Origin of the sequence: Kushneria phosphatilytica, assembly GCF_008247605.1 — a bacterium.
Taxonomy (GTDB): domain Bacteria; phylum Pseudomonadota; class Gammaproteobacteria; order Pseudomonadales; family Halomonadaceae; genus Kushneria; species Kushneria phosphatilytica.
Window position 1 is genome coordinate 758,907 of sequence record NZ_CP043420.1, and the last position, 25,403, is coordinate 784,309.

Genomic DNA, 25,403 nt, shown 5'->3' on the forward strand with positions numbered 1-25,403 from the left:
CCTGGACCATTGCCACATTGCGATGATGTAGCAAGAATTTCTAATCTGGGATCGCTTGCAATCGGCAAGCGATTACGATTCGAAGGAGCGCATCATGCAATACGCCAGTCCCGGCCAGGCAGATGCACTGGTCACGTTCAGCAAGCGCTACGAGAATTTCATCGATGGCGAATGGACGGCGCCCGAGGAAGGGCAGTATCTCGACAACCTGACCCCGATTACCGGCGAGGTCTTCTGTCAGGTACCGCGCTCCGGGGCTGCCGATATCGATCGTGCCGTACAGGCAGCTACCCGCGCGGCCCCGGGGTGGGCCGCCACTGCGCCGGCAGAGCGCGCCGGCATTCTGTTGAAGATTGCCGACCGCATCGAGAGCAATCTCGAGATGCTGGCAGTAGCCGAGACCTGGGATAACGGCAAGCCCATCCGTGAGTGTCTGGCGGCGGACATGCCGTTGCTGGTCGATCATTTCCGTTACTTCGCCGGCTGTATCCGCAGTCAGGAAGGCGGCATCAGCGAGATTGATGCCAACACGGTGGCCTATCATTATCACGAGCCCTACGGTGTGGTAGGCCAGATCATCCCGTGGAACTTCCCGATGCTGATGGCCGGCTGGAAGCTGGCGCCGGCACTGGCTGCCGGCAACGCCGTGGTACTCAAACCGGCGGAACAGACGCCTGCCTCGATCTGTGTGCTGCTCGGCCTGATCGGTGATTTGTTGCCGAAGGGTGTGCTCAACGTGGTTCATGGCGTAGGCGAGGAAGCCGGTGAAGCGCTGGCGGTGCATCCCGGTATACACAAGATCGCCTTTACCGGCTCGACCCCGGTGGGTAGTCATATCATGGCAAAAGCCGCCGAACGCATTATCCCGGCGACCCTCGAGCTGGGTGGCAAGTCGCCCAATATCTTCTTCGAGGATGTGCTCAGTCATGGTGATCACTTTATCGACAAGTGTGTCGAAGGGTTGATGATGACCTTCCTCAATCAGGGTGAAGTCTGCACCTGCCCCTCGCGAGCGCTCATCCACGAGGATGTCTATGACACCCTGATGCCACGGGTCATCGAGCGTGCCAAACAGATGAAGTTCGGCAATCCGCTTGATACCGAAACCGAAATGGGTGCCCAGGTCTCTCGTGAACAGTTCGACAAGATCATGTCCTACATGGAGATCGGTCGTCAGGAAGGTGCCGAGCTGCTGCTGGGTGGGGAGAAACAGACCCTGACCGGGGAGCAGGGCGGTGGCTTTTACGTACAGCCCACCATTTTCCGCGGACGCAACGATATGCGGGTCTTCCAGGAGGAAATCTTCGGGCCGACCCTCTCGGTGACCACCTTCCGTACCGAGGAGGAAGCGCTCAGGATTGCCAATGATACCGAGTTCGGTCTGGGGGCCGGCCTCTGGACCCGTGATATCAACCGGGCCTTCCGCATGGGAAGGGGGATTCAGGCAGGGCGAGTCTGGACCAACTGTTATCATCAGTATCCTGCCCATGCAGCCTTCGGGGGATACAAGAAGTCCGGTATCGGGCGCGAAACCCACAAGACCATTCTGGGCAACTATCAGCAGATCAAGTGTCAACTGATCTCCTACAGTGATGATCCGATGGGCCTCTATTGAGTCCATTCCTGTGCTATCGACGCCCCGCCATGCGGGGCGTTTTCATCACGGCTGCTGACAGCGGAGCGAATGAAAATTGTTCTCGATAAAGCTTGCATCAACGGGTGAGAATCATTTACGTTCACTGAGTCATCACTCGGGAGCGCGGAATGTTCGTCTGTCTGTGTCGAAAAATCACCGATCATCAGTTGCGCAATGCGGTCAGCGAGGGAGCTCGTTCATGGCAGGAAGTGCGCCGAATGACCGGATGTTCGGGCCAGTGTGGCAAGTGTGCCTGTACGGCAGAATCCATCGTTGAAGAAGCCTTGCTGAGCCACGCGGCCCGGTATACACAGTTGGTCAGTTGTCACGGTGATCTGGCAGTTGCGGCGGCAGGCTGAGGAAGGCATGAGGCGACGTGGGCCTTAAATGAGAATTTTTCGCAAGTCCTTGATTCGTAATATCCTCTACTCGAAATCTGTTATTTCATGAGAGATACTTCCGACGTGTCCAAAGGGCGCTGCGCGTCCTGCATGTTCATGTCAGCGGAGCTACCGTCATGAAAACCGATCCGAAGGTCATCGAGCATCTCAATCGATTGCTCGGCAACGAACTGATTGCCATCAATCAGTATTTTCTGCACGCCCGGATGTACAAGGACTGGGGGCTGGCCGGTCTCGCCAAATGGGAGTACGACGAATCCATTGACGAGATGAACCATGCAGATCGCTACATCCAGCGTATCCTCTTTCTCGAGGGTATTCCCAATCTGCAGGATCTCGGCAAACTGCACATCGGCGAAAATACCCGTGAAATGCTCGAGTGCGATCTGAAAATCGAGCAGGAAGGGCGCGAAGCGCTGATCGAGGCGATCAGCTACTTCGAATCGGTACGTGACTACGTTAGCCGCGATCTCGCGCTGGAGATTCTGGCTGATGAAGAAGAGCACATCGACGCCATCGAAACCGAGCTGAGTCTGATCGAAAAGGTCGGCATGGAAAACTACCTGCAACGTCAGATGCAGTTGCCCGGTCAGGAATCCGGCGACGAGGCCTGATCGTCAGTCATTCGGTAGAGCCGGTCAGCAAAAGGCCTGTTCCATTGCAAAACGGGCGACCGGCTCGCCGTCGATGTCCACACTCTCCATGAACATGGACAGCGGTCTGACCCACAGGCCGTACTCGCCATAAAGCGCTCGATAGACCACCAGCTGTTCTTCGGTTTCGCTGTGCCGGGCCGTCCCCAGTACTTCGTACAGGGCGCCCTTGTAGTGGCGATAAACGCCGGGAACAGGCCATTGATGTGTCATGGGGTTGATTCCGTGGACGATGGATCGGATGTGCCTTTCGGCCGGTCGATCAGCCGCTCGATGGCATGACCGGCTGCGGCGAAGCCAAAGGCGCCCGTGACGAAAGTGGCAGCGCCGAACCCGCCGGCGCAGCCGAGGCGGAGTGGTTCGCCACTGTCGGGACGGGTGTGGCAGACTTCGCCGGCGCCATCCGAATATCGGCGCTGCTCGCCTGAACAGACACAGGCCACCGAGAAACGACGTTTCGGATTGCGCGGGAAACCGTGCTCGCGTCTGAGCAGGGCGCGTACCTTCGATAGCAGGGGGTCCTGTTCGGTACGGCTCAGGTCCAGCACTTGCAGGCGAGTCGGATCAGTGAGTCCACCGGCACCACCAGTGACCGTCAGGCCAATACGTTGACGTCGACAGTAGGCGATCAATGCCGTTTTGGCCCCGACATGATCGATGGCATCGATAACATGGTCGGTGTCTGCCGGCAGCCGATCAGCAATGTTGTGCGGCGTCACAAAGGCAGCGACAGTCTTCACATCAATGAAGGGATTGATCAGTCGACAGCGTTCAGCCAGGACCTCGACCTTGGGTCGGCCGATCTGGCCATCCAGCGCATGCAACTGACGATTGACGTTGGTGATGCAGACATCGTCGAGATCGATCAGAGTCAGCCGCTCCAGGCCACTGCGCGCCAGCGCCTCGACCGTCCAGCTGCCGACGCCGCCGATACCGATGATGACCACATGAGCATGCCGCAGCCGTTCGACACCACTTTGGCCGTAAAGGCGGCGGATACCGTCGAAGCGCTGTGCGTAATCCTGCTCATGGGCGGCACTGTAACGTGATTCATCAAAAGCGCTGGTCATGATGGTTCAGTGTTCGGTGGTGGAATGGAGGTGGGCTCATCGACCGGACGCTGCTCAAGACGCTTGATCCGGGCGGGTGGGTTATGGCCGGCCCAGCCCAGGCGAGAGAGCAGGGCGGCGAAATCGTCAGCGACCGGTGCCTGCAGGCTGAGCCAATACCCGTCGATGGGATGTTCCAGCCCCAGTTCCACGGCAGCCAGCAACAGGCGATCGCTGTTCAGGCGATCACGAAAGAATCGGTTGTGCACGCCCTTGCCGTGTTTGGCATCACCGATAATGGGATGGCCACTACGGCTGAGGTGGCGGCGGATCTGATGACGGCGGCCGGTCAATGGCACGGCTTCCATCAGGGAGTAACGGCTCTGTGGGTAACGATCCACCTGAACCGGCAGCTCGATGCTATCAAGGCGTCGCACGCGAGTGGCCGCTGTCATGGCAGGTTGTTCGGCCTTGGGCCGCCGGCCATCCTCCTCACGCAGTGACCAGTCGAGCAGGGCATGCTCGGGGCCGATGCCTCGCACTACGGCCAGATAGCGCTTGGCCACGCGCTGTTCGCGAAAGGCCTCTCCCAGTCGGGCTGCTGTATGTCGATCAAAGGCGAACATCAGTAACCCGGAGGTGGGGCGATCGAGTCGATGAGCCGGATGGACATGTCGGCCAAGCTGATCACGCAGGCGCTGTAGCATGACCACTGGCGCATGTCGATCCAGCGCGCTGCGATGCACGAGGGCGCCGGCGGGTTTGTGCACCACGACCAGTTGCTCGTCCTGAAAGATGATATCGATGGGCTCGGACATCGGTTCCGAATGAGGCGCAATGAATGGGCTCGCCCTTGGGGGGCGAGCGTATCGATTATGGCAGATGTTGGGCAGGGGATGTACACAATGGCAGCAATTGCCGTGATCTGTGGACTGCTGGGCGCGCTGGGACAGGCGCTGTATTACTTTCTCGCCGCTCAGGTGCGGCTATCGACCGGACTGGGGTCGCGCGCTCTACTGGTCTTCAGCCACCTGCTGATGGGCCTGCTCTCGGCCATCGGAGTGATGGTGCTGTGGACGCCGGAGATGGCGCCGCTATTGACACTGCTGGGACCGCTGGCAGCGGCTTCCGGTTGTTATCTGCTCGGTCAGGCAGCGCTGTTTTCGGCGCTGCGTCATGATGTGGCGTCACGGGTATCGCCGTTACTGGGGCTCAAGGTGGTCTCGCTGGCGGTCATCACGACCCTGTTCGCCGGAGAGTTACTGGGACGGCTCGAGTGGCTGGGTGTGGCGATTTGCGGTATTGCGGCAATCGCCATGAGTCTGGCCGGTGGGGCGATCCGCTCACGTGCCCTGGGCTGGCTGATGCTGGCGGTACTGGGATACTCGGTCTCCGATCTGGGCGTTGTGGCACTGATGCATGATATCGGCGTCGAGGGATTACGCGGAATCATGCTGGCCGTCAGCGTGGTCTACTGCCTCAATGGGCTGGTAGTGTTGCCGGTCGGTTTCAGTCTGGGTCGAGCCGACTGGCGTCGGGTGCTGGGCACCTGGCCGCTGGCTGTGAGCTGGATGGGGTCGATGGTATTGCTGTTTGTGACCTTCAATGAACTCGGCGCCGTGCATGCCAATATCCTGCAATCGGCCCGCGGCATCCTGTCGATTGCCGTCGCTCTGGTCATGACCCGTCTCGGGATCGGGCTGACGGATGCGCTCAGCCGAGGGCGGCTGTTCTATCAGCGACTGGCTTGTGCGACCGCCATGGCAGTCGGCATTATCATTTTTCAGCTGGGCTGAGGCGGAGTCTGACTCTTCTGGTCGGGTCTGATAAAATTCGTCCGCACAGATGGCGTCATATGCGTCAGCAACAGGGATGGAAACGCAACATGTCGCATCTGGTTGTCCTGACCGGTGCTGGAGTCAGCGCCGAAAGTGGTATCCGGACCTTTCGTGATGGCGATGGGCTGTGGGAAAACCACAGAATCGAGGATGTGGCGACACCGGAAGCCTGGCATCGCGATCCCGAAACGGTATTGGCCTTTTACGACGAGCGCCGTCGACAGGTCCGCGCGGCGCAGCCCAATGCGGCCCATATGGCCCTGGCGGCCCTTGAAAATGAAGGTTTTCGGGTCAGTATCGTGACCCAGAACATTGATGATCTGCATGAGCGGGCGGGGTCGCGCTCGGTACTCCATCTGCATGGAGAGATTCTCAAGGCGCGTTCCAGTGCCGATCCTCGGTTGATCTATCGACTCGCCGATGATGAGGATATTCGTCCCGGGGACCACTGTGACCGTGGTAGCCAGCTGCGCCCGCATGTGGTGTGGTTCGGCGAGACAGTGCCGCTATACGGTACAGCCTGCGATGTGGTCGCCGATGCTGATCTGGTACTGGTGGTCGGTACCTCGCTGGCGGTTGCACCGGCTTCAGCGCTGGTGAACGAAGCTGAGTGGCATGTGCCACGTATTCTCGTTGATCCGGCCGCTGAAGAGGTGGCGCCACGCGGCGTTACTACCATGGCGACCAGTGCCACCGAGGGCGTCTCGCGACTGGCCGATTACTGGCGGCAACACCGCCGACTCGAACTGCCCGATTTTCTCGCCGACTGAACCGGCCTGATCCGGCGACCCCGCCGGAAGGCTCACCAGGGTGTGATCCACCGAAGGTGCCGTGGCGATCCGTACCGCCTGCGGGCGGTGATTCGTTGTTGACCGGATGGATAGCATGTTCACGACACTCAATCGTCTTTTTCCACTGTGGGCCATTGGTGCTGCAGTCATTGCGGCCCTGATGCCTGCTCTCTTCAACAGTGCAGCTGGCGCCATCCAGCCATTGTTGGCGCTGATCATGTTCACCATGGGCCTGACATTATCGCGAGCCGATTTCGTCGGTGTTCTGCGTTCGCCCCGGGCAATCGTCATCGGCGTGGTGTTGCAGTATGCGCTGATGCCGGCAGCGGCCTTTCTGATTTCAATGTTGCTCGGTCTTTCGCCGGCGCTGACCATTGGCATGGTACTGGTTGGGGCAACATCGGGAGGCACCGCCTCCAATGTGATGACCTGGCTGGCCGGCGGTAATGTGGCACTCTCGGTTAGCATGACGCTGGTCTCAACGCTGTTGTCGATCTTCATGACCCCGTTGCTGGTCTGGTTATGGATGGGGGCGTCGATCGATGTGCCGGTAGCTGGTCTGCTGTGGAGCATTGCAAAACTGGTGATCCTGCCGATCGTGGCCGGCTGTGTGGTACACCACTGGCTGTCGGAGTCGATTCGGCGCGTCGAACCGGCACTGGCAACGGTAGCGATGGCGGCGATCGTGATCATCATCGCCATCGTGGTGTCGCTCAATGCTGATCGCCTGAGCTCACTGGGACCGCTGGTAGCGCTGGCGGTCATGCTGCACAACGTCAGCGGTCTGGCGCTGGGCTATGGGCTGGCGCGTCTGTTGCGTCTCGATCGACGTGACAGTCGTACCGTCGCGATCGAGGTGGGCATGCAGAACTCCGGGCTGGCCGCATCGCTGGCCACCCAGTTCTTCTCGCCGACGGCGGCGTTGCCGGGTGCGCTGTTCTCGGTCTGGCACAATATTTCGGGGTCGCTACTGGCAGGTTACTGGAAGCGCCGGGCCCTGTCGGCGTCCTCGTCACGCGAATACGAAGAGGTCACTTCATGAGTCGTGATGCCTCGCGGCTGCTGGATGAAGCGTCGGATGCCAATGCGCCGGAGGGGCCGCCGCGGCGCCCCTTCACAGCGCGTGGCAGCTTTGTTGAGCGCTGCGATGAGTGCCGGTTGCCGGCACTCAACTGCCTGTGCCCCTATCGGGTGGAAGTCGCCAGTGAGGCCCGTTTCTGGCTGATCACCCATCGCCTGGAACATTACAAGCCGACCAACACCGGTCGGCTGATCGGTGATTGTCTGACGCATACCGAGACCTTTACCTGGTCACGCACCGAACCGGATCCCGGGTTGCTTGAGCGACTGAACGATCCGCGCTTCCAGCCCTTTCTGATCTATCCCGATGATCAGACGGACTACGCCGAGCGCGTGGTGTCATCGTTTGAGGAACATCGCGATACGCGTATTCCGGTCTTTGTGATGCTCGATGGGACCTGGCGCCAGGCGCGCAAGATGTTTCGTCAGAGCCCGTATCTGCAGCAGCTGCCGATTGTGTCGCTGCGCAGCGAGCGGGTTACCCGTTATCATCTGCGCAAGCCGGCTTCACCGCATCACCTGTGTACTGCTGAAGTGGCGGCAGAGCTGTTGCAACTGAACCATGAGCCCGAGGCGGCGGCGGTACTGGACGACTACTTTGAAGCCTTCAATGATTGCTATGCTGCCAGCCGTGTCCACCGCCGGCTGCATGAGGATACACCGGCGATGGCCCGGCTGCGGGCACGTCGTTCGCCTGATTACGCCCTCTCTGCCTATACTGGCCAGTAATTATTCAAGCCTGACAGGGAGCAGTCCATGGCACTGGGTATTATCGCCACCATCGAAGCACAGCCGGATCAGATCGAGTTTGTCGAGCAGACCCTGAAGGATGTGGTCCCCCCATCGCGTCAGGATGAGGGTTGTGAGTATTACACGCTGACCCGTGATCGTGAGAACGAGCGGGTCTTCGTCATGGTGGAACAGTGGCGCGATCGGGAAGCGCTCGATGCTCATCTTGCCAGTGAGCACTACAAGCAGATGGCGATGACACTTGAAAATCGTATTGCGCAGATGGCGGTACGCGAATACGACGTGCTGACCTGAGCCCGTAGCGGGCTCAGAAAAAGCTCAGTCCCACCTGGAAAAGCCGCTCGACCTCGCGCATGCGCCTTTTGTCGACGACGAACAGAATGACGTGGTCGGCACTTTCGATGCGCAGGTCATGGTGAGCGATCAGCACCTCTCGACCACGTACAATGGCGCCGATGGATACACCATCGGGGAGGGCGATCTCCTCGATGGTGCGGCCAACCACTTTCGATGAGCGTGCATCGCCATGGGCGATGGCCTCGATCGCCTCGGCAGCACCACGACGCAATGAGTGCACATTGACGATGTCGCCGCGGCGCACATGGGTCAGCAGACTGCCAATGGTGGCCTGCTGGGGCGAAATGGCGATATCAATCTCACCGCCCTGAACCAGATCAACGTAGGCGGGGTTGTTGATCAGGGTCAGTACCTTCTTGGCGCCCAGCCGCTTGGCCAGCATCGAGGACATCACATTGACCTCGTCATCATTGGTCAGTGCGCAGAAGATATCGCACTCCTCGATGTTCTCCTCGAGCAGCAGTCGCTTGCTGGTCGCGCTGCCGTGCAGGACCACGGTACGGTCAAGCCGCTCGGAGAGCTGGGTACAGCGCTCCAGACTCTGTTCGAGAATCTTGACCTGGTGGCTCTGCTCCAGGGTTTCGGCAAGCCGCTCGCCAATATGGCCGCCTCCCGCCACCATGACCCGCCGGAAACCACGATCAATACGTCGCAGCTCGCCCATGACGGTACGAATGTCCTTGCGGGCAGCGATAAAGAAAACTTCGTCATCGGCTTCGATGACGGTATCGCCATGCGGAATAATCGGGCGATTGCGACGATAAATGGCAGCTACCCGGGTATCCACGTTGGGCATGTGACGACGCAGGAACCCAAGCTCCTGGCCGACCAGAGGTCCTCCATAATAGGCCTTGACCGCTACCAGCTGGGCCAGGCCGCTGGCAAAATCCAGCACCTGGAGCGCACCGGGATATTCGATCAGCCGTCGAATGTGGTTGGTCACAACCTGTTCGGGACTGATCAGCACATCGACTGGAATGGCATCCTGGGAAAACAGTCCCTTGCGGGTGAGATAGGCGGTCGAGCGTACCCGGGCGATCTTGGTAGGCGTGCTGAACAGCGTATGCGCCACCTGACAGGCCACCATGTTGACCTCGTCGGAATTGGTCACGGCGATCAGCATGTCGGCATCCTCGCCGCCTGCCTGACGCAGGATGGCGGGGTAGGAAGCAGGCCCCTGAACAGTGCGGATGTCGAGCCGGTTGTGCAGGTCACGCAACATCGCGGTGTCGGTATCCACCACGGTGATGTCGTTCTCTTCGTGGGCCAGATGTTCGGCGAGCGTGCCGCCAACCTGGCCGGCACCCAGAATGATGATTTTCATGGCAGCCCGGGAAATTGAAAAAGCGGATCACGGTATTCGCGCAAGCATAAACTACTGCCCGCGCCGTCGCCCAGTTTAGCGTGCCGGTATTGCTATCAACGACAACGCCCCGGCATTACCGGGGCGTCGCGATCATCGGGATATCGATGGTATCAGTCCAGTCGGAAACCGACCTTGAGGCTGACTTGCCAATGACCCACCTGACCGTTTTCGATGTGACCACGCGTATCGGTGACCTCGAACCACTCCATGTTGCGTACGGTCTCATTGGCCTTGTTCAGTGCATTCTGTACCGCTTCCTCGATGCTGGTTTCCGAAGAACCGGTCAGTTCGACGGATTTATAGACGTGATCACTCATTGCACTCTTCCCTGAATGGGGTCCGAAAGCTCTGGAATCAGAGCTTCAGACCGGGTCCATGAAGTCGGCATCGATAATATCGATACCCTGGCGTTGTAGTCGCTGACGGGTGGCCGCATCGGAGTCGAAGCTGACCGGGCGCGTCAGTGACCATAAAAAACGAGTTTCGAAACCGGCCTGGACGGCATCCTCGGCAGTCCAGAGCACGCAGACCTCGCGTGCCAATCCGCAGACCCAGACATGCGTGACACCACGCTCGTTCAGCCAACCGGCCAGGCCGGTCGACGGCCGACTGCCATCAGGGCCGATGTTATGTCGGAAACCGCTATAACTGTCGACCCGTCGATCGGTGCCCTTGCGGATGATGGCATCAGCCCTGGACCAATCCAGTGCCGGATGCAGTTCTGCACCGCGTGATCCCTGCAGACAGTGATCCGGCCACAGGGTCTGGGGTTCACCATACAGCGTGGTCGATTCGAACGGGCGCCATCCGGGATGTCGACTGGCAAACGAGATATGGTCAGCGGGATGCCAGTCCTGAGTTGCCACGACATGACCGAAATGGTCTGCATCAAGCAGTGCACACAGCCCGGGCAGAAGGGCGTCACCTTCGGCACAGGCCAGTGGCCCGCCAGGCATGAAGTCGGGCTGTACGTCGACCACGATCAGGGCTCGACGCGCATGCTCGCAGGACTCGGCTTGGAGGGCAGACACGCTGCCTGTGTGTTCAGTCATGACAACTCGGCTGGCGACGATTCCGATATTCAGTATCGAAGCTTGTTGCCGAACTGACAAGGCAGCCCGGGAAACATTCAGGCACCGGCACTGCGTACCAGTACCGCATAGAAGAAACCATCATGGCCATTGATCTGTGGCAACAACTGGCGACCCGGTCCCGCAGGCCGACCCCAGTCGGCCTCGATCGTTATGGTGCGGGCATCCGGCGTACGGGCCAGAAAGGCCTCGATGCGCTGCTGATTCTCTTCCGGCATCACCGAACAGGTGGCATAAACCAGTCGCCCACCGGGAGCGAGCGTTGGCCACAAGGCATCGAGCAGCCGATCCTGCAGCTCTGCCAGAGTGGCAATGTCGCTATCACGGCGTAATCGTTTGATATCCGGATGACGACGGATGACCCCGGTGCCGGAACAGGGCGCATCCAGCAGAATCGCCTCGAACGGGGTGCCGTCCCACCACTGGCGTGAGGTAGCGTCGGCATGACAGATAGTGGCTGTCAGGCCGAGTCGGCCCAGGGTGCTCTCTACCCGGCTCAGTCGCTCGGCCTCGCTGTCCAGCGCGGTCAGTGCCAGATCGGAACGCTGTTCGAGCAGATGAGCGGTCTTGCCACCCGGTGCGCAGCAGGCATCAAGTACCCGAGCGCCTTTGGAGAGATCGGTCGTCAACAGGGGGGCTGCGAGCTGAGCTGCTTCGTCCTGTACACTGAGTTCGCCTTCGGCAAAGCCGGGCAGTTGCTCCACATCACAGGCCTGAGCCAGGGTGATTCCCTCGCTGGCATAATGACAGGGGGTAGCCTCGATGCCATTGGCTTCAAGGCGTTCGAGACAGGTCGCGCGATCAATACGCCGGGTATTGACGCGAAGCGTCATCGGGCCCGGTACATTGTTGGCGGCAGCAATGGTTTCCCACTCCTGTGGCCAGGCGCGACGGAGCCGATCGAGCAGCCATTGGGGATGAGACCAGTACGCTTCGGGACGTTTTTCGACACGTGCCAATAGGGTGTCCCGCTCCCGATCGGCGCGACGCAGACAACCGTTGAGTACTCGAGTCGCCCACGCCTTGTTGAGACTGCGAGCGGCCCCGGCGGTCTCACCCACCGCGGCATGTGTAGGAACGCGCATTTCATAGAGCTGATACAGGCCGATCAGCAGCAGTGCCTGAATATCAAGATCACGATGACGCAGCGGACTGCGCAACAGTTCGCTGGCCAGCGCTTCCAGCCGAGGCAATTGACGACAGACACCGAAGCACAGGGCGCGCATCAGCCCCCGGTCGCGTTCGCCTACCGCAGAGGTGTCGAGTCCGGCCAGTGAGCCCTGGCAGGAAAGTACCGGGACCAGGGCCCGGGCGGCGGCGGCGCGGACATTGACGGTGGTAGCACGTGAGCGGGATGCGGAGGTCATGAGGTTGATCCCAGGCGCATGCCGGCACCGTGCAGATGACGACGGTTATGCATCAGCTGCTCGATCGGCATGGGCTTGCCACCGGGTAGCTGGGCAATTCTGACTCTTAATACGCCATGACCGCAGGCGATGCGCATCGCATCGGTTGGCCCGGCCAGTAGTGTGCCGGGAGCAGTGGCGCTATCGGTCGCAGTACGGGGTTCGGCTACGGCTTCCCAGATACGCAGACGTTCCTCGCCCAGCCTGGTCCAGGCAACAGGCACCGGGTTGAAGGCCCGTACCCGGGCGGCGAGCACTTCAGCAGGCAGGCTGAAATCCAGTTCCGCTTCTGCCTTGCTGATCTTGGCTGCATAGGTGACCCCCTCGCTCGGCTGCGGAGTGGCCACAAGGTTGCCATCGGCCAGGCGGTCGAGTCCCTCGACCAACAGCTCGCAACCGAGTTCGGCCAGGCGGTCGTGCAGTGCAGCGGCCGTGGTGTGCTCATCGAGAGGCGTTTCTCGTACCAGTAACATGTCACCGGTATCGAGTCCTTCGTCCATGGCCATCAGGGTGACGCCACTGCGTTCATCGCGTGCCTCTATGGCACGCTGAATGGGAGCCGCTCCACGCCAGCGCGGCAGCAGTGAGGCATGGACATTGACTGCACCCAGCTTCGGGATATCGAGCACGGCCCGGGGCAGAATCAGTCCATAGGCGACAACCACCAACAGATCAATGTTGGCCTCGATCAGCGGTGCCCGTTCGGCTTCGCTCTTCAGCCTTTCAGGCTGGTGAAGCGGCAGGTCGTGTTCCAGTGCCAGCGACTTGACCGGGGAAGGCGTCAGTTGCCGCCCCCGACCGGACGGCCGGTCCGGCTGCGTAAGAACAAGCACCACCTCGTGGCGGCTGCCGAGCAGGGCGTTCAGATGGCCGGCAGCAAATTCGGGCGTGCCGGCAAAGGCGACGCGAAGACTTCGGGACATGGAAAAATCCGGATCGAGGAGCCCGGTACCGGAGTAGCGGGCCTGTCATTAGCAGGGCGGCGCCTGACGTTACCCTTCAGGTCATGGCTCGATGACGTTTTTGCATCTTCTTCTTGACCCGCTCACGTTTGAGGGGCGAGAGGTAGTCGACAAACAATACGCCATCGAGATGATCGCATTCATGCTGAATGCAGTGCGCCAGCAGGCCGTCGGCGTCGGTCTCCCAGGGCTGGCCGTTACGGTCAAGCGCCCTGAGGCGAACCCGCAGGGCGCGGGGGACCTCGGCATAATAGTCGGGAATCGACAGACACCCCTCCTGCAGTGGGGCGCGTTCATCGTCCAGCGCCTCCCATTCGGGATTGATCAGGACCATGGGCTGGTTCTTCTGCTCGCTGACGTCCATGACGACGATACGACGGTGTACATCCACCTGGGTGGCAGCCAGGCCGATGCCCGGTGCGTCGTACATGGTCTCGAACATGTCATCGACCAGTCGGCGTACTTCATCATCGACCTGCTCGACGGGGGCCGCCCGGGTGCGCAGGCGCTCATCGGGGTATTCGAGAATGTCCAGTAGGGCCATGAAATAGTCTTCCGGTATCGGGATTGCGGCATGACCGGCGTAACCGGCATCAAGTGATTGCCCGGTGCTGCCGTAAATCAGTCAGGAAGCAGATGGCATGAAGTGAGTACATCATGCCGTGCCTATGAACCTTATTGTAGTGCGCACGACCGGCCAACGGAACCGGCACGGCGTAGAGAGGAGCGTCAATGCCGCGGGTGGCAGGCAGGAGATGGATGGGTGCCTTGCTGGGATTGTGGCTGTTGCAGGGTCCAGGCCTGGCAGCAGGCGATGAAACCTATACCGTACAGCCAGGCGATACGCTATGGGATATCACCGAGCGTCTCGAAGTGCCGCCCTGGGCATGGTCGAGTGGTGACGCCTCGGAGCCGATGCCGCTGCGTAGCGGTGATCGGGTGTATCGCACGACGAACGGCATCCGTGTAGAGCGCTCGGAGGCTCCTGTAGTACGGCTATCGCCCCGTCTCAGGCAATTGGCACCACGTGAGATAGTGGCCCCGATACCAATGGCATCGATTCGGGTCTGGCTGACCGGGCATCGTATCGTGGAACAGTGCTGTGATGCGCTCCCTCGAGTGGTCAGTGGAGAAGAGGGGCAACTGGTCAGTGCTGCCGGGCAACGCATCCTGGTGCGTGGCGTGACAGGCCCGCGAGGCCGGTATTACGGGATCTATGCGCCGGGTCGCGCAATTCGTGATGAGCAAGGACAGGTATTGGGGTATTCGCTGGCGCTCTCGGGAGAGGCCCGGCTGGATCGTGTGGGCTCTCCGCTTTCGGTACTGACCCTGACGCAAGGCCGTCGGGAAATCACTGCCGGTGATCTGCTGCTTCCTCGCGAGGCCCGCATTCCGCCTGAAAACCTGCAACCGCATCCACTCCCTGCGGGTGTCTCGGGTCATATCGTAGCGGACCCGGCAACTGGCCGTGTGATCGCCGCGCACGATGTCATCACCATCGATCTGGGAAAACAAGATGGTGTGATACCCGGTACAGTGCTGGGTATTTATCGCACCGATCCTGAGGTGCGTGATCCGCTTGACCATCAGCGACTTGCATTACCCTCACGCCAGATAGGCCTGGCTCTGGTCTTTCGCAGTTATCAGCATGCTGGCTATGCGCTGGTCATGCATATCGATGAGCCGCTCTCACCAGGTGATCGGCTGGCAGCACCGCAGACATGACTGGTGAATCAATGACCTCGCGCCACTGGCTGGCACTGTCACTGTTACCGAAGCTGGGAGCTCGTCGGCTGGCGCAAATACGCCAACAGCAGCCGAGCTGGCCGGAAGGTTGGCTGGCGGCCTTGCCGGGTGAAGCCCGCCATCAGTTGATGGTCTGGCTGCATGATCCGCAGCGTAGTCCTCTCAACGAAGATATCGAACGCGCGATGGCCTGGCTTGAAGGCGGTTCGGGGCGACACCTTTTGACCCCGAGTCATCCTGCCTGGCCCGGACTGCTCGACGAATTGCCGGATCCGCCACCCGTGCTCTGGGGGTGGGGGGATTTGGCGGCATTGACGCCGCCGGCACTGGCCATGGTGGGAACGCGTCGTCCAACCCGTGAGGGGCGGGACAATGCACTGGGATTCAGCCGTGCTCTTGCGGAGTATGGGTTCACCATCGTGAGTGGCATGGCACTGGGTATCGATGGTCGCGCTCACGAAGCAGCGCTTGATGCTGGTGGATGGACGATCGCAGTGCTGGGGTGCGGTGTTGATGTGCTTTATCCGCGTACTCATCGACGTTTGCGCCAAAGGCTGCTTGAAAATGGCGGTTTACTGCTCTCGGAACACTTGCCGGGGACTGCGGCGCGAGCACCGTTCTTTCCCCGGCGCAATCGCATTATTACCGGCCTCTCGCTGGGAGTGTTGGTGGTCGAGGCGGCACGGCGAAGTGGTTCTCTGGTCAGTGCCCGCCTGGCCATGGAGCAGAATCGCGAAGTGTTTGCCCTGCCCGGTTCATTGCATAACCCACAGGCCAGTGGCTGCCTCTGGCTGATTCAGGAGGGGGCTCGGTTGGTAACCTGTCGGGACGAGCTGCTCTCCGAACTACCGGAATCAGGAAGAGTGGAAGGCGTCACACATCCGGCACCGATGGCGCCGATAAACGTCACGTGCCCTGACGATCCGCTCTGGACGCACCTGTCGAATGTACCCTGTCCTCTCGATCAACTGGTCGAACTCAGTGGTGTGGCTGTCAGTGATTGTCAGCAGCGCTTGTTGATGCTTGAACTGGAAGGCTGGGCGGCTCAGGCCCCCGGCGGTTGGGTGCGACGAAACACCACCGCGTAAAACCCACCGCGCCGGTCTGGAATGGTAGAGGCGCTACCATGCGAGCGTTACACTTGGTGCATCCGGTAACGACTGCAAAAGAATTCTCTGATGCCCTTTTCCGATCCCGGGCCGAACAAGGCCATATTGCAGCAGGCTCGGTCCGCCCTTGAGCAGGGGGAGGTCGTGGCTTATCCCACCGAAACGGTGTGGGGGCTGGGCTGTGATCCTGATAGCGACAAGGGGCTTGAGCATGTACTGGCGCTCAAAACCCGACCTGCAGACAAGGGATTGATTCTGATTGCCGATAGCGTGTTCCGCTGCGAGCCCTGGCTTGAGGGGCTCGACCCGCTCTTGAGAGCACGTTTCGCTGCACCAGCAGAAGTGCCGACAACCTGGCTGGTACCGGATAATGGCCGCGCCCATTCGCTGGTTCGTGGACGATTCACCAGCGTCGCCATCCGAATCAGTACGCATCCGGTAGCTGCAGCGCTCTGCGCAGCACTGGGCAAGCCGCTGGTGTCTACTTCGGCCAATCGGGCCGGTGAGCTCCCCTGCAGCAGTGCCAGTGATGTCCGCAAGATTTTCGGTGATCGCGTCATGGTGATTGATGGCGCACTGGGCGGGTACGATCGCCCCAGTCGCATTCGCGATCTGATGACCGGGGATATCCTGCGTGACTGAACCTTTTCCTCCCTTTGTATGGAGTCATACGCGTGTCACATGCCCATCTCGAACCGGTAAAGAGCTTTCTGATGGATTTTCAGGACCGCCTCTGTGCGGCGCTGGAAAAGGAGGACGGCGACGCCCGCTTTCACGAAGACAGCTGGACGCGCGAAGAGGGAGGGGGAGGCCGCACCCGGGTTATCGAAGGTGCATTGATCGAGAAGGGGGGCGTCAATTTCTCACACGTCTTCGGGCATGAATTGCCGCCCTCGGCGTCGGCTTCGCGGCCGGAACTGGCAGGGCGCAGTTTTCATGCCGTAGGCGTCTCCTGGGTGCTTCATCCGCGCAATCCGCATGTGCCCACGACCCATGGCAATGTGCGTTTCTTCATTGCAGAGAAGGAAGGGGAAGATCCGGTATGGTGGTTCGGTGGTGGCATTGATCTGACACCCTACTATCCCTTCCATGAGGATGTTCTGCACTGGCATCGCACCATAAGGGATGCCTGCGCGCCATTCGGTGATGATGTTTATCCGCGTTACAAGGCCTGGTGCGATGAGTATTTCTACCTGCGCCACCGGGATGAAACACGAGGTGTCGGGGGTATTTTCTTCGACGATGCCAATGAGGGTGACTTTGAGACCTGTTTTGCTTTCATGCAGGCGGTAGCCGATAGTTTTGTGCCGGCCTGGCTGCCGATTGCCCGAGCTCGCCGGGGTATCGAGTGGGGCGAGCGTGAACGCGATTTCCAGACCTATCGTCGCGGGCGTTACGTCGAGTTCAATCTGGTCTATGATCGCGGCACACTTTTCGGCTTGCAAAGTGGTGGTCGCACCGAATCAATCCTGATGTCGATGCCACCTGTCGCACGCTGGATCTATCAGTACCAGCCTGAGCCGGGTACGCCGGAAGCCGAACTCTATCGGGATTATCTGCGTCCCCGTGACTGGCTGGGGGAAATGACCGAGGCCCGGGAAGGAGAGCAGCAGGCACGATGAATCTGCCGACCGATCTTTACGCCGTTTTTGGCAATCCGGTCAAGCATTCGCTATCACCGGATATCCATCAGATTTTCGCCGAGCAGCTGGGCGAAACCCTTCATTATGAAGCGCGTCTGGCGCCGGTGGATAACTTTGCCGGCGCCTGGCGCGATTTCATCGACGCTGGTGGCAGTGGCGCCAATGTGACCCTGCCCTTCAAGCAGGAGGCGCTCGCACTGGCGGATACGCTGGGGGTGCGCGCGCGCCGTGCCGGGGCGATCAACACTCTGATGCTGGGACGGCGCGGTGAGGTGTTCGGTGATAACACCGATGGTGTAGGGCTGATCCGCGATCTTCAGCGGGCCCGGGCGCCACTTGCAGGCGCCCGGGTACTGGTGCTGGGCGCTGGCGGTGCCGTGCGGGGTGTGGTTGAACCGCTGCTTAACGAGGGGCCCGATCAGCTGGTGATCGCCAATCGCACCGAGGCGAAAGCGGTCGAGCTGGCCGAGGATTTCAGCGATCTGGGTTCGGTTAGTGGCATAGCCCTGTCGGCCATCAGCGGCAAATTCGATCTGGTCATCAATGCGACCAGCGCCAGCCTCGCTGGAGATCTGCCGCCTTTGCCGGACGATCTTTTCAATGAAGGGGCGCTGGCCTACGACATGATGTATAGCGTCGATCCCACTGTGTTTCTGCAATGGACTCGTGCACGTGGTGTGCGGGGCACCGATGGACTCGGCATGCTGGTTGAGCAGGCCGCCGAGTCCTTCTTTCTATGGCGCCAGCGGCGGCCTCTGACCGCGCCGGTACTGATGGCTCTGCGTGCCAGACTCATCTCCCGGCGCTGACGGAGATTCAGCTGCTCCCGGGGCGCTGACAGTTCGGTCGGATGCCGGCTTCATGTGCCTGTGTGGCGATCTGTTTCGCTTCGCCCATATGACTTTCGAGCGCCTGAATGCGTTGACCATTGCTCGGATGGGTGGAAGCCCAGGCAGGGGGCGCGTTACCGTCTGAAGCACGGGACATGTTCTGCCATAGCTGCAGGCTGGCTTCGGGATTGAAACCGGCGCGGGCCATCAGCTGTAATCCCAGTAGATCAGCCTCGCTCTCCTGCTTGCGTGAATAGGGCAACAGGATGCCGTACTGCGCGCCTGCTCCCAACAGGGTTGCGAGCTGTTCTCCACCGCTACCGGTGACGGCCTGGATGACGCCCAGCCCCGATTGAGTCAAAGCCTGGGTGGAAGTACGTTCATTGGCATGATCGGCCAGTACGTGGCTCATTTCATGCCCAACCACTGTGGCCAGCTGATCCTGGTTATCGGCGACTTTCAGCATCCCGCTGTTGATGACGACATAACCGCCCGGCAGGGCAAAGGCATTGGGGGTCTCATCATGAAATACGCCGACCTGCCAGTTGTCCGGTCCCTTGCCTGCTGGCAACTGATCGATGATGGCATTGGCCACACAGCTGGCGTAATCGGCGACGGCACCCGTTTCCCGTTCGTGGCTTTCGGCATACTGCCGATAGGCCTCGGCGCCCTGTTGCTGGAGCTGACTATCGTCGAACAGGGCCAGCTGGGAGCGCCCCAGTGGTGAGGTGGTACAGGCGCCCAGACTCAGGGGTAGCAGCATGCTCAGCACGACGGCAGCACGACGAAACATGATAGGCGAAACTCCTTATCTGCAAGTAGTGGGGGCTTCCCCCCTCGAAACTGTCATGAATGATGCCATCGAAAAGGGTGGCACGGGGATATTCAAAACACATGGATGACAAGCTGAACGAACGACTCGCTCGGTTGCTGGAGCGGCTGGAGCCCTTGTTGCCGCCGGAAAGCGTCGCGATTGATTGGCACTCTGATGTGGCTGCCTTGTGGGAGCGTCACGCACTTGGCGGTCGGCTGGTTCCGGTGGTGCCCCGTGATGCCCTGCATTTGTCAGCGCTGGTTGGCATTGATCGACAGAAACAGGCGTTGGTCGACAATACGCGAGCCTTTCTCGCAGGTCGACCCGCCAACCATGCGTTGCTCTGGGGGGCTCGCGGTACCGGCAAGTCGTCGATGATTCGCGCCTTGATCAACGATCTGGCGGCCGAGGGATTGCGACTGATTCAGGTGGATCGGCACGATCTGGCAAGTCTTCCGACGCTGGTCAATCGGTTGCGCGATAGCGATTATCGTTTTGTGGTCTATTGTGATGATCTCTCCTTCGAGAGCAACGATGATGCGTACAAGGCGCTCAAGAGTGTGCTGGATGGTGCACTCACCGGTCCGCCGGATAATGTGCTCCTATATGCCACGTCCAATCGTCGGCATCTGATGCCGGAGTCCAGCGCTGATAACCAGCAGACGCATATCGAGAATGGCGAGCTGCATCATGGCGATGCAGTAGAGGAGAAAATCTCGCTCTCTGATCGTTTCGGGCTGTGGCTATCCTTCTATCCCTTCAATCAGGAGACCTATCTCGAAGCTTGCGCCTGGTGGGTCGGGGAACTGGGAGGCACCTTCGATGAAGACGCTCGAGAGGCGGCCAACCGGCATGCCATTGCACGAGGGGTACGCAGTGGCCGTGCGGCGTGGCAGTTCGCGGCCGGCTGGGTCGGCCGTGCGCACACGACGAGCTGAGACGCTTTGGCGCCTCGCTTTCAGTGGCGCCCTGATGGCTCGGCCAGCCATGCCATTGAAAAGCGACCGGCAAGCAGCCAGTGCGTAAGGGTCATACTGCTGGCAGGGGATAAACGAGCAGCCACGAGCCGGTGTAACTCCGGCTCGATCGATGCAGAAGGCTGTTAAATGGGCGGGTGAGCTGCGTCAGGCGTCAGCGGCGATTGCGACGCGCCTCACGGGTACGCGATAGCTGGCGGCCACGCGCTCGCTCACGGTCACTGGCATCCGGGTTGCTGTCGTAGGGGTTGCGCCCCGAGCGGAACTCGAAGCGCATTGGTGTACCACGAATCTTCAGCACTCGACGAAAGGTATTGGTCAGATAGCGCTTGTAGGCTTCCGGCAGGGCATCGGTCTGATTGCCGTGCACCACGATCAGGGGTGGGTTGGCGCCCCCCTGATGTGCCATGCGCAGTTTGATACGACGCCCATTGACCAGGGGCGGCTGATGTTCACTGACGGCATCATGCAGCAGAGTGGTCAGACGGTTGGTTGACCAGCGGGTGGTCGCCGAGGCAAAGGCACGCTCGATCGAAGGGTAGAGATCCCCCACCGCGGTACCATGTAGCGCCGATATGAAGTGTAGATCGGCGTAATCGGCAAAGCCGAGCCGGCGCTTGAGTTCACTGCGCATCTTCTCCTTCACATCCGCTTCCAGTCCGTCCCACTTGTTGACTGCCAGAACCAGTGCCCGACCACTGGAGAGGACAAAATCGAGCAGGTGCAGATCCTGTTCAACCAGTCCGGTGCGGGCATCGAGCACCATGACCGCAACATGGCACTCCTTGATCGCTTCCAGCGTCTTGATGATGGAGAATTTTTCAGCCGTCAGGCTGACATTCTTGCGCCGCCGTACCCCGGCCGTATCGATCAGCACATAGGGACGCCCCCGACGCTCGAAGGGAATTTCGATGGCATCCCGGGTGGTCCCGGCTTCGTCATAGACCACCACACGTTCTTCGCCGAGCAGGCGGTTGACCAGGGTAGATTTGCCGACATTGGGCCGGCCGACGATACCGATGCGGATGCCATCTTCGAGCAACTCCGGGTGTGCTTCCTCATCACCGATCTCGGGAAAGGGTTCAAGCACGTGCTCGATCAGAGTCGTCACATTGCGTCCGTGGGCTGCGGCAATGGGGTGTGGATCGCCCAGGCCCAGCGACCAGAATTCGGCGCCAGCTACCTCTTCCTGCATGCCATCGGCCTTGTTGACGACCAGCCAGGTTTTTTTCTGATTGACGCGCAGATGGTTGGCAATCGCTTCGTCATCCGGCATCAACCCGGCTCGGGCATCGACCATGAACAGGACGATATCGGCTTCATCAATCGCCAGCAGTGACTGATCGGCCATGACGGCTTCGATGCCTTCATCCTCGCCGCCAATACCGCCGGTATCGATAACCGTATAGGACTTGCCGCCCAGTACGCCATTACCGTACTGCCGATCGCGGGTCAGGCCGGGATAGTCGGCGACAATGGCATCACGCGACCGTGTGAGACGGTTGAACAGCGTGGATTTGCCGACATTGGGTCGGCCGACAAGAGCGATAACGGGATTCATGATGGTCCGACGGACAGTGGATCGGGAAAAAGCAATGGCGCGCTGCCGTTACCGACAACGCGCCTTCATTGTAAACGAATCGGCGGGAGTCGCCGACCCTGTTGAGTGGTCCGGTGTAGAACGAACCACTCGAAGCTCAGTCGTTTTGGGCGGCGAGCTGCTTCAGGTCATAGGCAATCAGTTCACCATCATTGGTGAACACATAAAGATGATTGCCACTGGCCAGCGGCTGAACGCTGATGCCGTCTCCTCCCGGATGTGACCGGCCGGCAATCTCACCGGTCTCGGCATCCAGCAGGTGGATATAGCCCTGATAGTCGCCCAGTGCCAGCTCACCATTGATGAATACTGGTGCAGTCAGGTTACGACCGCTCAGTGCATCCTGCTTCCAGATGACCCGACCGGTATTGGCGTCCAGTGCGAGAATCTCGCTTTTGGCGTTAACGGTGAACAGGTGATCTCCCACCTGCACCGGCGTCAGATAGCTGGATTCGTCACGGCTCCAGAGGGTTTCGCCATTGCGTGCGTTGAGCGCCATGACACGGCCATTGTAGCTCGTGACGAAGAGCTGTCCCTGCTGGGTCAGCACCGGCTGACCGTCGAGATCGACCAGCTGCTCGACAGCGGTGCGGCCCTTCGGTACGGCGACGCGCATATCCCACAGCTGCTGACCGTTACGGTTGTCGAAAACGCCAAGACGACCGTTGGCGAAGCCGGCGAAAGTCACCGGCTCGATGGTCCGTGGCGTACCCGTGCCGCGCAGGGTCAGTGCCGGCTGGCTCGAGGTGTAAAGCCACTGCTGCTCACCGGTAAAGCGATCCAGTGCGGTCAGGGCTCCATCAACACTCTGTACGACCACCAGCGAGCTGTTGAGCTGCGGTGGAGCCAGTACTTCACTGGAAACCGTGGTGCGCCAGGCTACATCGCCACTATCGCCATCGACAGCCATCACCTGGCCATTGCGCGTACCGAAGTAGAGCCGACCGGAATCGAAAGTCAGTCCGCTGGAAACCTTTGCATCAAGATCCTTTTCCCAGCGCACCTGACCGTTGTCGATATTGATCGCCTTGAGATGGCCTGCAGCACTGGCGGCATAGATGGTGTCACCAGAGATGGCCGGCGTGATCGGGTAGCGGGCACGGCTCAGTGAGCCGATGCCTTCCGACCACTGACCATTGAGTTCAGCGGTCGGGGTGAAATCGGTCAGCGGCTGGGGTGGATTCTCCTGAACATTGCCGGAACAGCCTGCCAACAGGGCCAATGCTGCTGCACAGGTGAGGGCCCGCAATGCCGGGCGCGAAGCAGAAACTGTCATGAGGCCTCCGCAGGTGCCAGATCGTCGAGCTTGAGTTGAATACCGAAGGCCGGCTGATTGTTTTCCTGAGCCGTTTGCTGCGCCTGCTGCCATGCCTTGCGTGCATCGGCCGGACGATCGAGAGCCTTCAGAATATCGCCTCGTACATCCAGTGCGCGTGCCTCGAGAGCGCCGGAGATATCGCTTTTATCAAGCGTCGCCAGGGCCTGCTCCGGGCTGGACTGCGCCAGCTGGATGCGGGCCAGGTCCAGTTGGGCCAGCGAGCGAACGTAGCTGCGATCAGTGCGATCAATCAGGTTTTCAAGTGCCTGGGCCGCCTTGTCGAGGCTGTCATTCTCGACCAGCACCCGTGCCTCGATCAGTCCGGCCAGATCGGCATACAGGGTGCCACCGAAGTCACTCTTGAGCTGATTGGCCAGATCCAGCGCACTGCTGCGCGTCTTGTCATCAAGCGACTGGGCACTGCTGACCAGTGTAATGAGCTGACTGTAGCGCAACGACGCTGCCTGCTGCCGGCTCTCCTGATGATTCTGCCACCACTGCCAGCCCAGTACGGCAATCGCAGCAATGATGATGCCGCCGAGGATGGGTTTGCCGTAATCACGCCACAGCTGTTTGGCGCGTTCGAGCTCCTGATCTTCGTCGTCTTCCAGATGATTCCTGATTTCCGCCACGGGCGGTCTCCTGTTCGACTCTCGGTCCTGTCACCTGACGCCCATCGGGCGTCGGAGGTCAGACCCGCGGGGCAGATGGGCTCAGTGTCGTGATCAGCGTTTCGAAGTCCAGCATCTGCTGATCGACTTCGTTGCGCAGGTCCTTGATACCAATCATGCCGCTGCGCTGTTCCTCTTCCCCGAGAATCAGGGCATAACGGGCACCGCTGCGATCGGCCCTGCGGATCTGGCTTTTGAAACTGCCGCCGCCGCAGTGTACCTGTACGCGCAGCTCAGGCAAGCGACTGCGTAATTGTTCGCCAAGGGCAAGGGCATGACGCGCGCTGTCCTCACCCAGTGCCATGATATAGGCATCCAGAGTGTCATGCGCCCGTTCGGGAATCAGTGCCAGTGTTTCCAGCAGCAGGATCAGTCGCTCGACGCCCATGGCAAATCCGACAGCAGGCGTTGCGCGGCCTCCGAGCTGCTCCACCAGACCATCGTACCGGCCGCCGGCACATACGGTACCCTGGCTGCCCAGCGCGGTAGTGGTCCACTCGAAGACAGTGCGATCGTAATAATCCAGTCCGCGCACCAGCCGCGGATTGATGACATATTCGATACCAATGGTATCCAGCAGCGCGCGCAGCTGATCAAAATGCGTCTGTGACTCGGTATCCAGATGATCGATCAGTTTGGGGGCACCCTCGACCAAAGCCTGCATATCAGGGTTCTTGGTATCAAGGATGCGCATCGGATTACTGTGCAACCGACGCCGGGCATCTTCATCAAGCTGATCAGAATGCGCTTCGAAGTATTCGACCAGCTGCCGGCGATAGGCGGCTCTGGCCTCTGCGGAGCCAAGTGAGTTCAGTTCGAGTTGAACATGCTCGTACAAACCGAGCTGTTGCCACAGTCGTGCCGACATCAGGATGACTTCGGCGTCGATATCCGGGCCAGTCAGACCGAAGGTTTCCACGCCGATCTGATGGAACTGACGATAGCGTCCCTTCTGTGGCCGCTCATGGCGAAACATCGGGCCGGCATACCAGAGGCGCTGGGTCTGATTGTGCAGCAGACCGTTCTCGATGGCTGCTCGAACCACCGAGGCGGTGCCTTCCGGGCGAAGGGTAAGGCTGTCGCCATTGCGATCCTCGAAGGTATACATCTCCTTCTCGACGATGTCGGTGACTTCGCCGATGGAACGCTTGAACAGGGCAGTCTGCTCGAGCATCGGAGTGCGGATTTCGAGATAGCCGTAGCGCGCCATGAGCCGGCGCACCTGTTCCTCGAAATACTGCCAGAGTCTTGATTGCTCCGGCAGCAGATCATTCATGCCACGAATGGCCTGGAGTTTACTGGACACAATATTGCT

At 60.1% G+C, this 25,403-nt stretch carries 28 protein-coding genes; 14 read left to right on the forward strand and 14 right to left on the reverse strand.

Annotated features, from left to right (window positions below):
- Window positions 1–94 precede the first annotated feature (94 nt).
- The 3 genes from FY550_RS03305 (at window position 95) to bfr (ending at window position 2,651) form a co-directional block, all read left to right on the forward strand.
- Entirely contained in the window at window positions 95–1,615 is a 1,521-nt protein-coding gene (locus FY550_RS03305) for an aldehyde dehydrogenase family protein (protein WP_070981698.1), read from the forward strand.
- Between the two features lie 149 nt (window positions 1,616–1,764).
- Window positions 1,765–1,995 carry a (2Fe-2S)-binding protein gene (locus tag FY550_RS03310; protein ID WP_070981700.1) on the forward strand — a complete coding sequence of 77 codons (231 nt, stop codon included), beginning with the start codon at window positions 1,765–1,767 and terminating at the stop codon, window positions 1,993–1,995.
- A 158-nt stretch (window positions 1,996–2,153) separates the two neighbouring features.
- Window positions 2,154–2,651, forward strand: coding sequence for a bacterioferritin (gene bfr, locus FY550_RS03315; RefSeq protein WP_070981703.1), 498 nt, complete (start codon window positions 2,154–2,156; stop codon window positions 2,649–2,651).
- Between the two features lie 24 nt (window positions 2,652–2,675).
- On the opposite strand, the gene FY550_RS03320 is transcribed toward bfr, so the two are convergent.
- From FY550_RS03320 to FY550_RS03330, 3 genes are read right to left on the reverse strand one after another with little or no spacing between them, the layout of a single operon-like run.
- Window positions 2,676–2,903 carry a DUF1653 domain-containing protein gene (locus tag FY550_RS03320; RefSeq protein WP_070981706.1) on the reverse strand — a complete coding sequence of 76 codons (228 nt, stop codon included), beginning with the start codon at window positions 2,901–2,903 and terminating at the stop codon, window positions 2,676–2,678.
- Window positions 2,900–3,760 (reverse strand): tRNA cyclic N6-threonylcarbamoyladenosine(37) synthase TcdA, encoded by an 861-nt coding sequence (gene tcdA / locus FY550_RS03325; RefSeq protein WP_070981708.1) that lies wholly within the window; start codon window positions 3,758–3,760, stop codon window positions 2,900–2,902. The genes FY550_RS03320 and tcdA overlap by 4 nt, the downstream gene beginning before the upstream one ends.
- Complete coding sequence (locus tag FY550_RS03330; RefSeq protein ID WP_070981717.1) at window positions 3,757–4,557, reverse strand: pseudouridine synthase; 801 nt, start codon at window positions 4,555–4,557, stop codon at window positions 3,757–3,759. Before FY550_RS03330 ends, tcdA begins: the two co-directional genes overlap by 4 nt.
- 87 nt (window positions 4,558–4,644) lie before the next feature.
- Here FY550_RS03330 and FY550_RS03335 point away from each other — a divergent pair, with 87 nt between their 5' ends.
- The 5 genes from FY550_RS03335 to FY550_RS03355 all read left to right on the forward strand — a co-directional run bounded on the left by FY550_RS03335 (window position 4,645) and on the right by FY550_RS03355 (window position 8,492).
- Window positions 4,645–5,535 (forward strand): hypothetical protein, encoded by an 891-nt coding sequence (locus FY550_RS03335; RefSeq protein WP_070981720.1) that lies wholly within the window; start codon window positions 4,645–4,647, stop codon window positions 5,533–5,535.
- An 89-nt stretch (window positions 5,536–5,624) separates the two neighbouring features.
- Window positions 5,625–6,347 (forward strand): SIR2 family NAD-dependent protein deacylase, encoded by a 723-nt coding sequence (locus tag FY550_RS03340; protein WP_070981723.1) that lies wholly within the window; start codon window positions 5,625–5,627, stop codon window positions 6,345–6,347.
- Window positions 6,348–6,462: 115 nt separating this feature from the next.
- Window positions 6,463–7,410: a bile acid:sodium symporter family protein gene (locus FY550_RS03345; protein WP_070981725.1), complete on the forward strand. Its 948-nt coding sequence runs from the start codon at window positions 6,463–6,465 to the stop codon at window positions 7,408–7,410.
- Window positions 7,407–8,177, forward strand: coding sequence for a tRNA-uridine aminocarboxypropyltransferase (locus tag FY550_RS03350; RefSeq protein WP_070981727.1), 771 nt, complete (start codon window positions 7,407–7,409; stop codon window positions 8,175–8,177). The genes FY550_RS03345 and FY550_RS03350 overlap by 4 nt, the downstream gene beginning before the upstream one ends.
- A gap of 27 nt (window positions 8,178–8,204) precedes the next feature.
- Window positions 8,205–8,492 carry a putative quinol monooxygenase gene (locus FY550_RS03355; protein ID WP_070981729.1) on the forward strand — a complete coding sequence of 96 codons (288 nt, stop codon included), beginning with the start codon at window positions 8,205–8,207 and terminating at the stop codon, window positions 8,490–8,492.
- A gap of 13 nt (window positions 8,493–8,505) precedes the next feature.
- Here the strand turns inward: FY550_RS03355 and trkA are convergent, their stop codons facing one another.
- The 6 genes from trkA to def all read right to left on the reverse strand — a co-directional run bounded on the left by trkA (window position 8,506) and on the right by def (window position 13,924).
- Window positions 8,506–9,879 (reverse strand): Trk system potassium transporter TrkA, encoded by a 1,374-nt coding sequence (gene trkA, locus FY550_RS03360; protein ID WP_070981732.1) that lies wholly within the window; start codon window positions 9,877–9,879, stop codon window positions 8,506–8,508.
- 152 nt (window positions 9,880–10,031) lie between these two features.
- Window positions 10,032–10,238, reverse strand: a complete 207-nt coding sequence (locus FY550_RS03365) for a dodecin (RefSeq protein ID WP_070981734.1) — start codon at window positions 10,236–10,238, stop codon at window positions 10,032–10,034.
- A gap of 45 nt (window positions 10,239–10,283) precedes the next feature.
- Window positions 10,284–10,973, reverse strand: a complete 690-nt coding sequence (locus FY550_RS03370) for a nicotinamidase (RefSeq protein ID WP_070981736.1) — start codon at window positions 10,971–10,973, stop codon at window positions 10,284–10,286.
- 77 nt (window positions 10,974–11,050) lie between these two features.
- On the reverse strand, window positions 11,051–12,379 hold the full coding sequence (gene rsmB, locus FY550_RS03375; RefSeq protein ID WP_149054357.1) for a 16S rRNA (cytosine(967)-C(5))-methyltransferase RsmB: 1,329 nt from the start codon (window positions 12,377–12,379) through the stop codon (window positions 11,051–11,053).
- Entirely contained in the window at window positions 12,376–13,341 is a 966-nt protein-coding gene (gene fmt, locus FY550_RS03380) for a methionyl-tRNA formyltransferase (RefSeq protein WP_070981739.1), read from the reverse strand. The genes rsmB and fmt overlap by 4 nt, the downstream gene beginning before the upstream one ends.
- Window positions 13,342–13,417: 76 nt before the next feature.
- Window positions 13,418–13,924: a peptide deformylase gene (gene def, locus FY550_RS03385; RefSeq protein ID WP_070981741.1), complete on the reverse strand. Its 507-nt coding sequence runs from the start codon at window positions 13,922–13,924 to the stop codon at window positions 13,418–13,420.
- A 215-nt stretch (window positions 13,925–14,139) separates the two neighbouring features.
- Between def and FY550_RS03390 the strand changes: the two genes are divergently transcribed.
- The 5 genes from FY550_RS03390 to aroE all read left to right on the forward strand — a co-directional run bounded on the left by FY550_RS03390 (window position 14,140) and on the right by aroE (window position 18,687).
- Window positions 14,140–15,105, forward strand: a complete 966-nt coding sequence (locus FY550_RS03390; protein ID WP_070981744.1) for a LysM domain-containing protein — start codon at window positions 14,140–14,142, stop codon at window positions 15,103–15,105.
- Between the two features lie 11 nt (window positions 15,106–15,116).
- Window positions 15,117–16,214, forward strand: a complete 1,098-nt coding sequence (gene dprA / locus FY550_RS03395) for a DNA-processing protein DprA (protein ID WP_070981746.1) — start codon at window positions 15,117–15,119, stop codon at window positions 16,212–16,214.
- A gap of 90 nt (window positions 16,215–16,304) precedes the next feature.
- Entirely contained in the window at window positions 16,305–16,877 is a 573-nt protein-coding gene (locus tag FY550_RS03400) for an L-threonylcarbamoyladenylate synthase (RefSeq protein ID WP_070981748.1), read from the forward strand.
- Between the two features lie 32 nt (window positions 16,878–16,909).
- Window positions 16,910–17,857, forward strand: a complete 948-nt coding sequence (gene hemF / locus FY550_RS03405; RefSeq protein ID WP_070981750.1) for an oxygen-dependent coproporphyrinogen oxidase — start codon at window positions 16,910–16,912, stop codon at window positions 17,855–17,857.
- Window positions 17,854–18,687 (forward strand): shikimate dehydrogenase, encoded by an 834-nt coding sequence (aroE, locus tag FY550_RS03410; protein ID WP_070981753.1) that lies wholly within the window; start codon window positions 17,854–17,856, stop codon window positions 18,685–18,687. The genes hemF and aroE overlap by 4 nt, the downstream gene beginning before the upstream one ends.
- 7 nt (window positions 18,688–18,694) lie before the next feature.
- On the opposite strand, the gene FY550_RS03415 is transcribed toward aroE, so the two are convergent.
- Complete coding sequence (locus FY550_RS03415; RefSeq protein ID WP_199287843.1) at window positions 18,695–19,501, reverse strand: M48 family metallopeptidase; 807 nt, start codon at window positions 19,499–19,501, stop codon at window positions 18,695–18,697.
- A gap of 101 nt (window positions 19,502–19,602) precedes the next feature.
- Here FY550_RS03415 and FY550_RS03420 point away from each other — a divergent pair, with 101 nt between their 5' ends.
- Window positions 19,603–20,460 (forward strand): ATP-binding protein, encoded by an 858-nt coding sequence (locus FY550_RS03420; RefSeq protein ID WP_070981756.1) that lies wholly within the window; start codon window positions 19,603–19,605, stop codon window positions 20,458–20,460.
- A 193-nt stretch (window positions 20,461–20,653) separates the two neighbouring features.
- On the opposite strand, the gene der is transcribed toward FY550_RS03420, so the two are convergent.
- From der to hisS, 4 genes are all read right to left on the reverse strand, one after another.
- Window positions 20,654–22,060, reverse strand: a complete 1,407-nt coding sequence (der, locus tag FY550_RS03425) for a ribosome biogenesis GTPase Der (RefSeq protein WP_070981758.1) — start codon at window positions 22,058–22,060, stop codon at window positions 20,654–20,656.
- A 136-nt stretch (window positions 22,061–22,196) separates the two neighbouring features.
- Window positions 22,197–23,375 (reverse strand): outer membrane protein assembly factor BamB, encoded by a 1,179-nt coding sequence (bamB, locus tag FY550_RS03430; protein WP_070981760.1) that lies wholly within the window; start codon window positions 23,373–23,375, stop codon window positions 22,197–22,199.
- Window positions 23,372–24,049, reverse strand: coding sequence for a YfgM family protein (locus FY550_RS03435; protein WP_070981762.1), 678 nt, complete (start codon window positions 24,047–24,049; stop codon window positions 23,372–23,374). Before FY550_RS03435 ends, bamB begins: the two co-directional genes overlap by 4 nt.
- A gap of 58 nt (window positions 24,050–24,107) precedes the next feature.
- Window positions 24,108–25,394 carry a histidine--tRNA ligase gene (gene hisS, locus FY550_RS03440; RefSeq protein WP_233350265.1) on the reverse strand — a complete coding sequence of 429 codons (1,287 nt, stop codon included), beginning with the start codon at window positions 25,392–25,394 and terminating at the stop codon, window positions 24,108–24,110.
- Window positions 25,395–25,403: the final 9 nt, after the last annotated feature.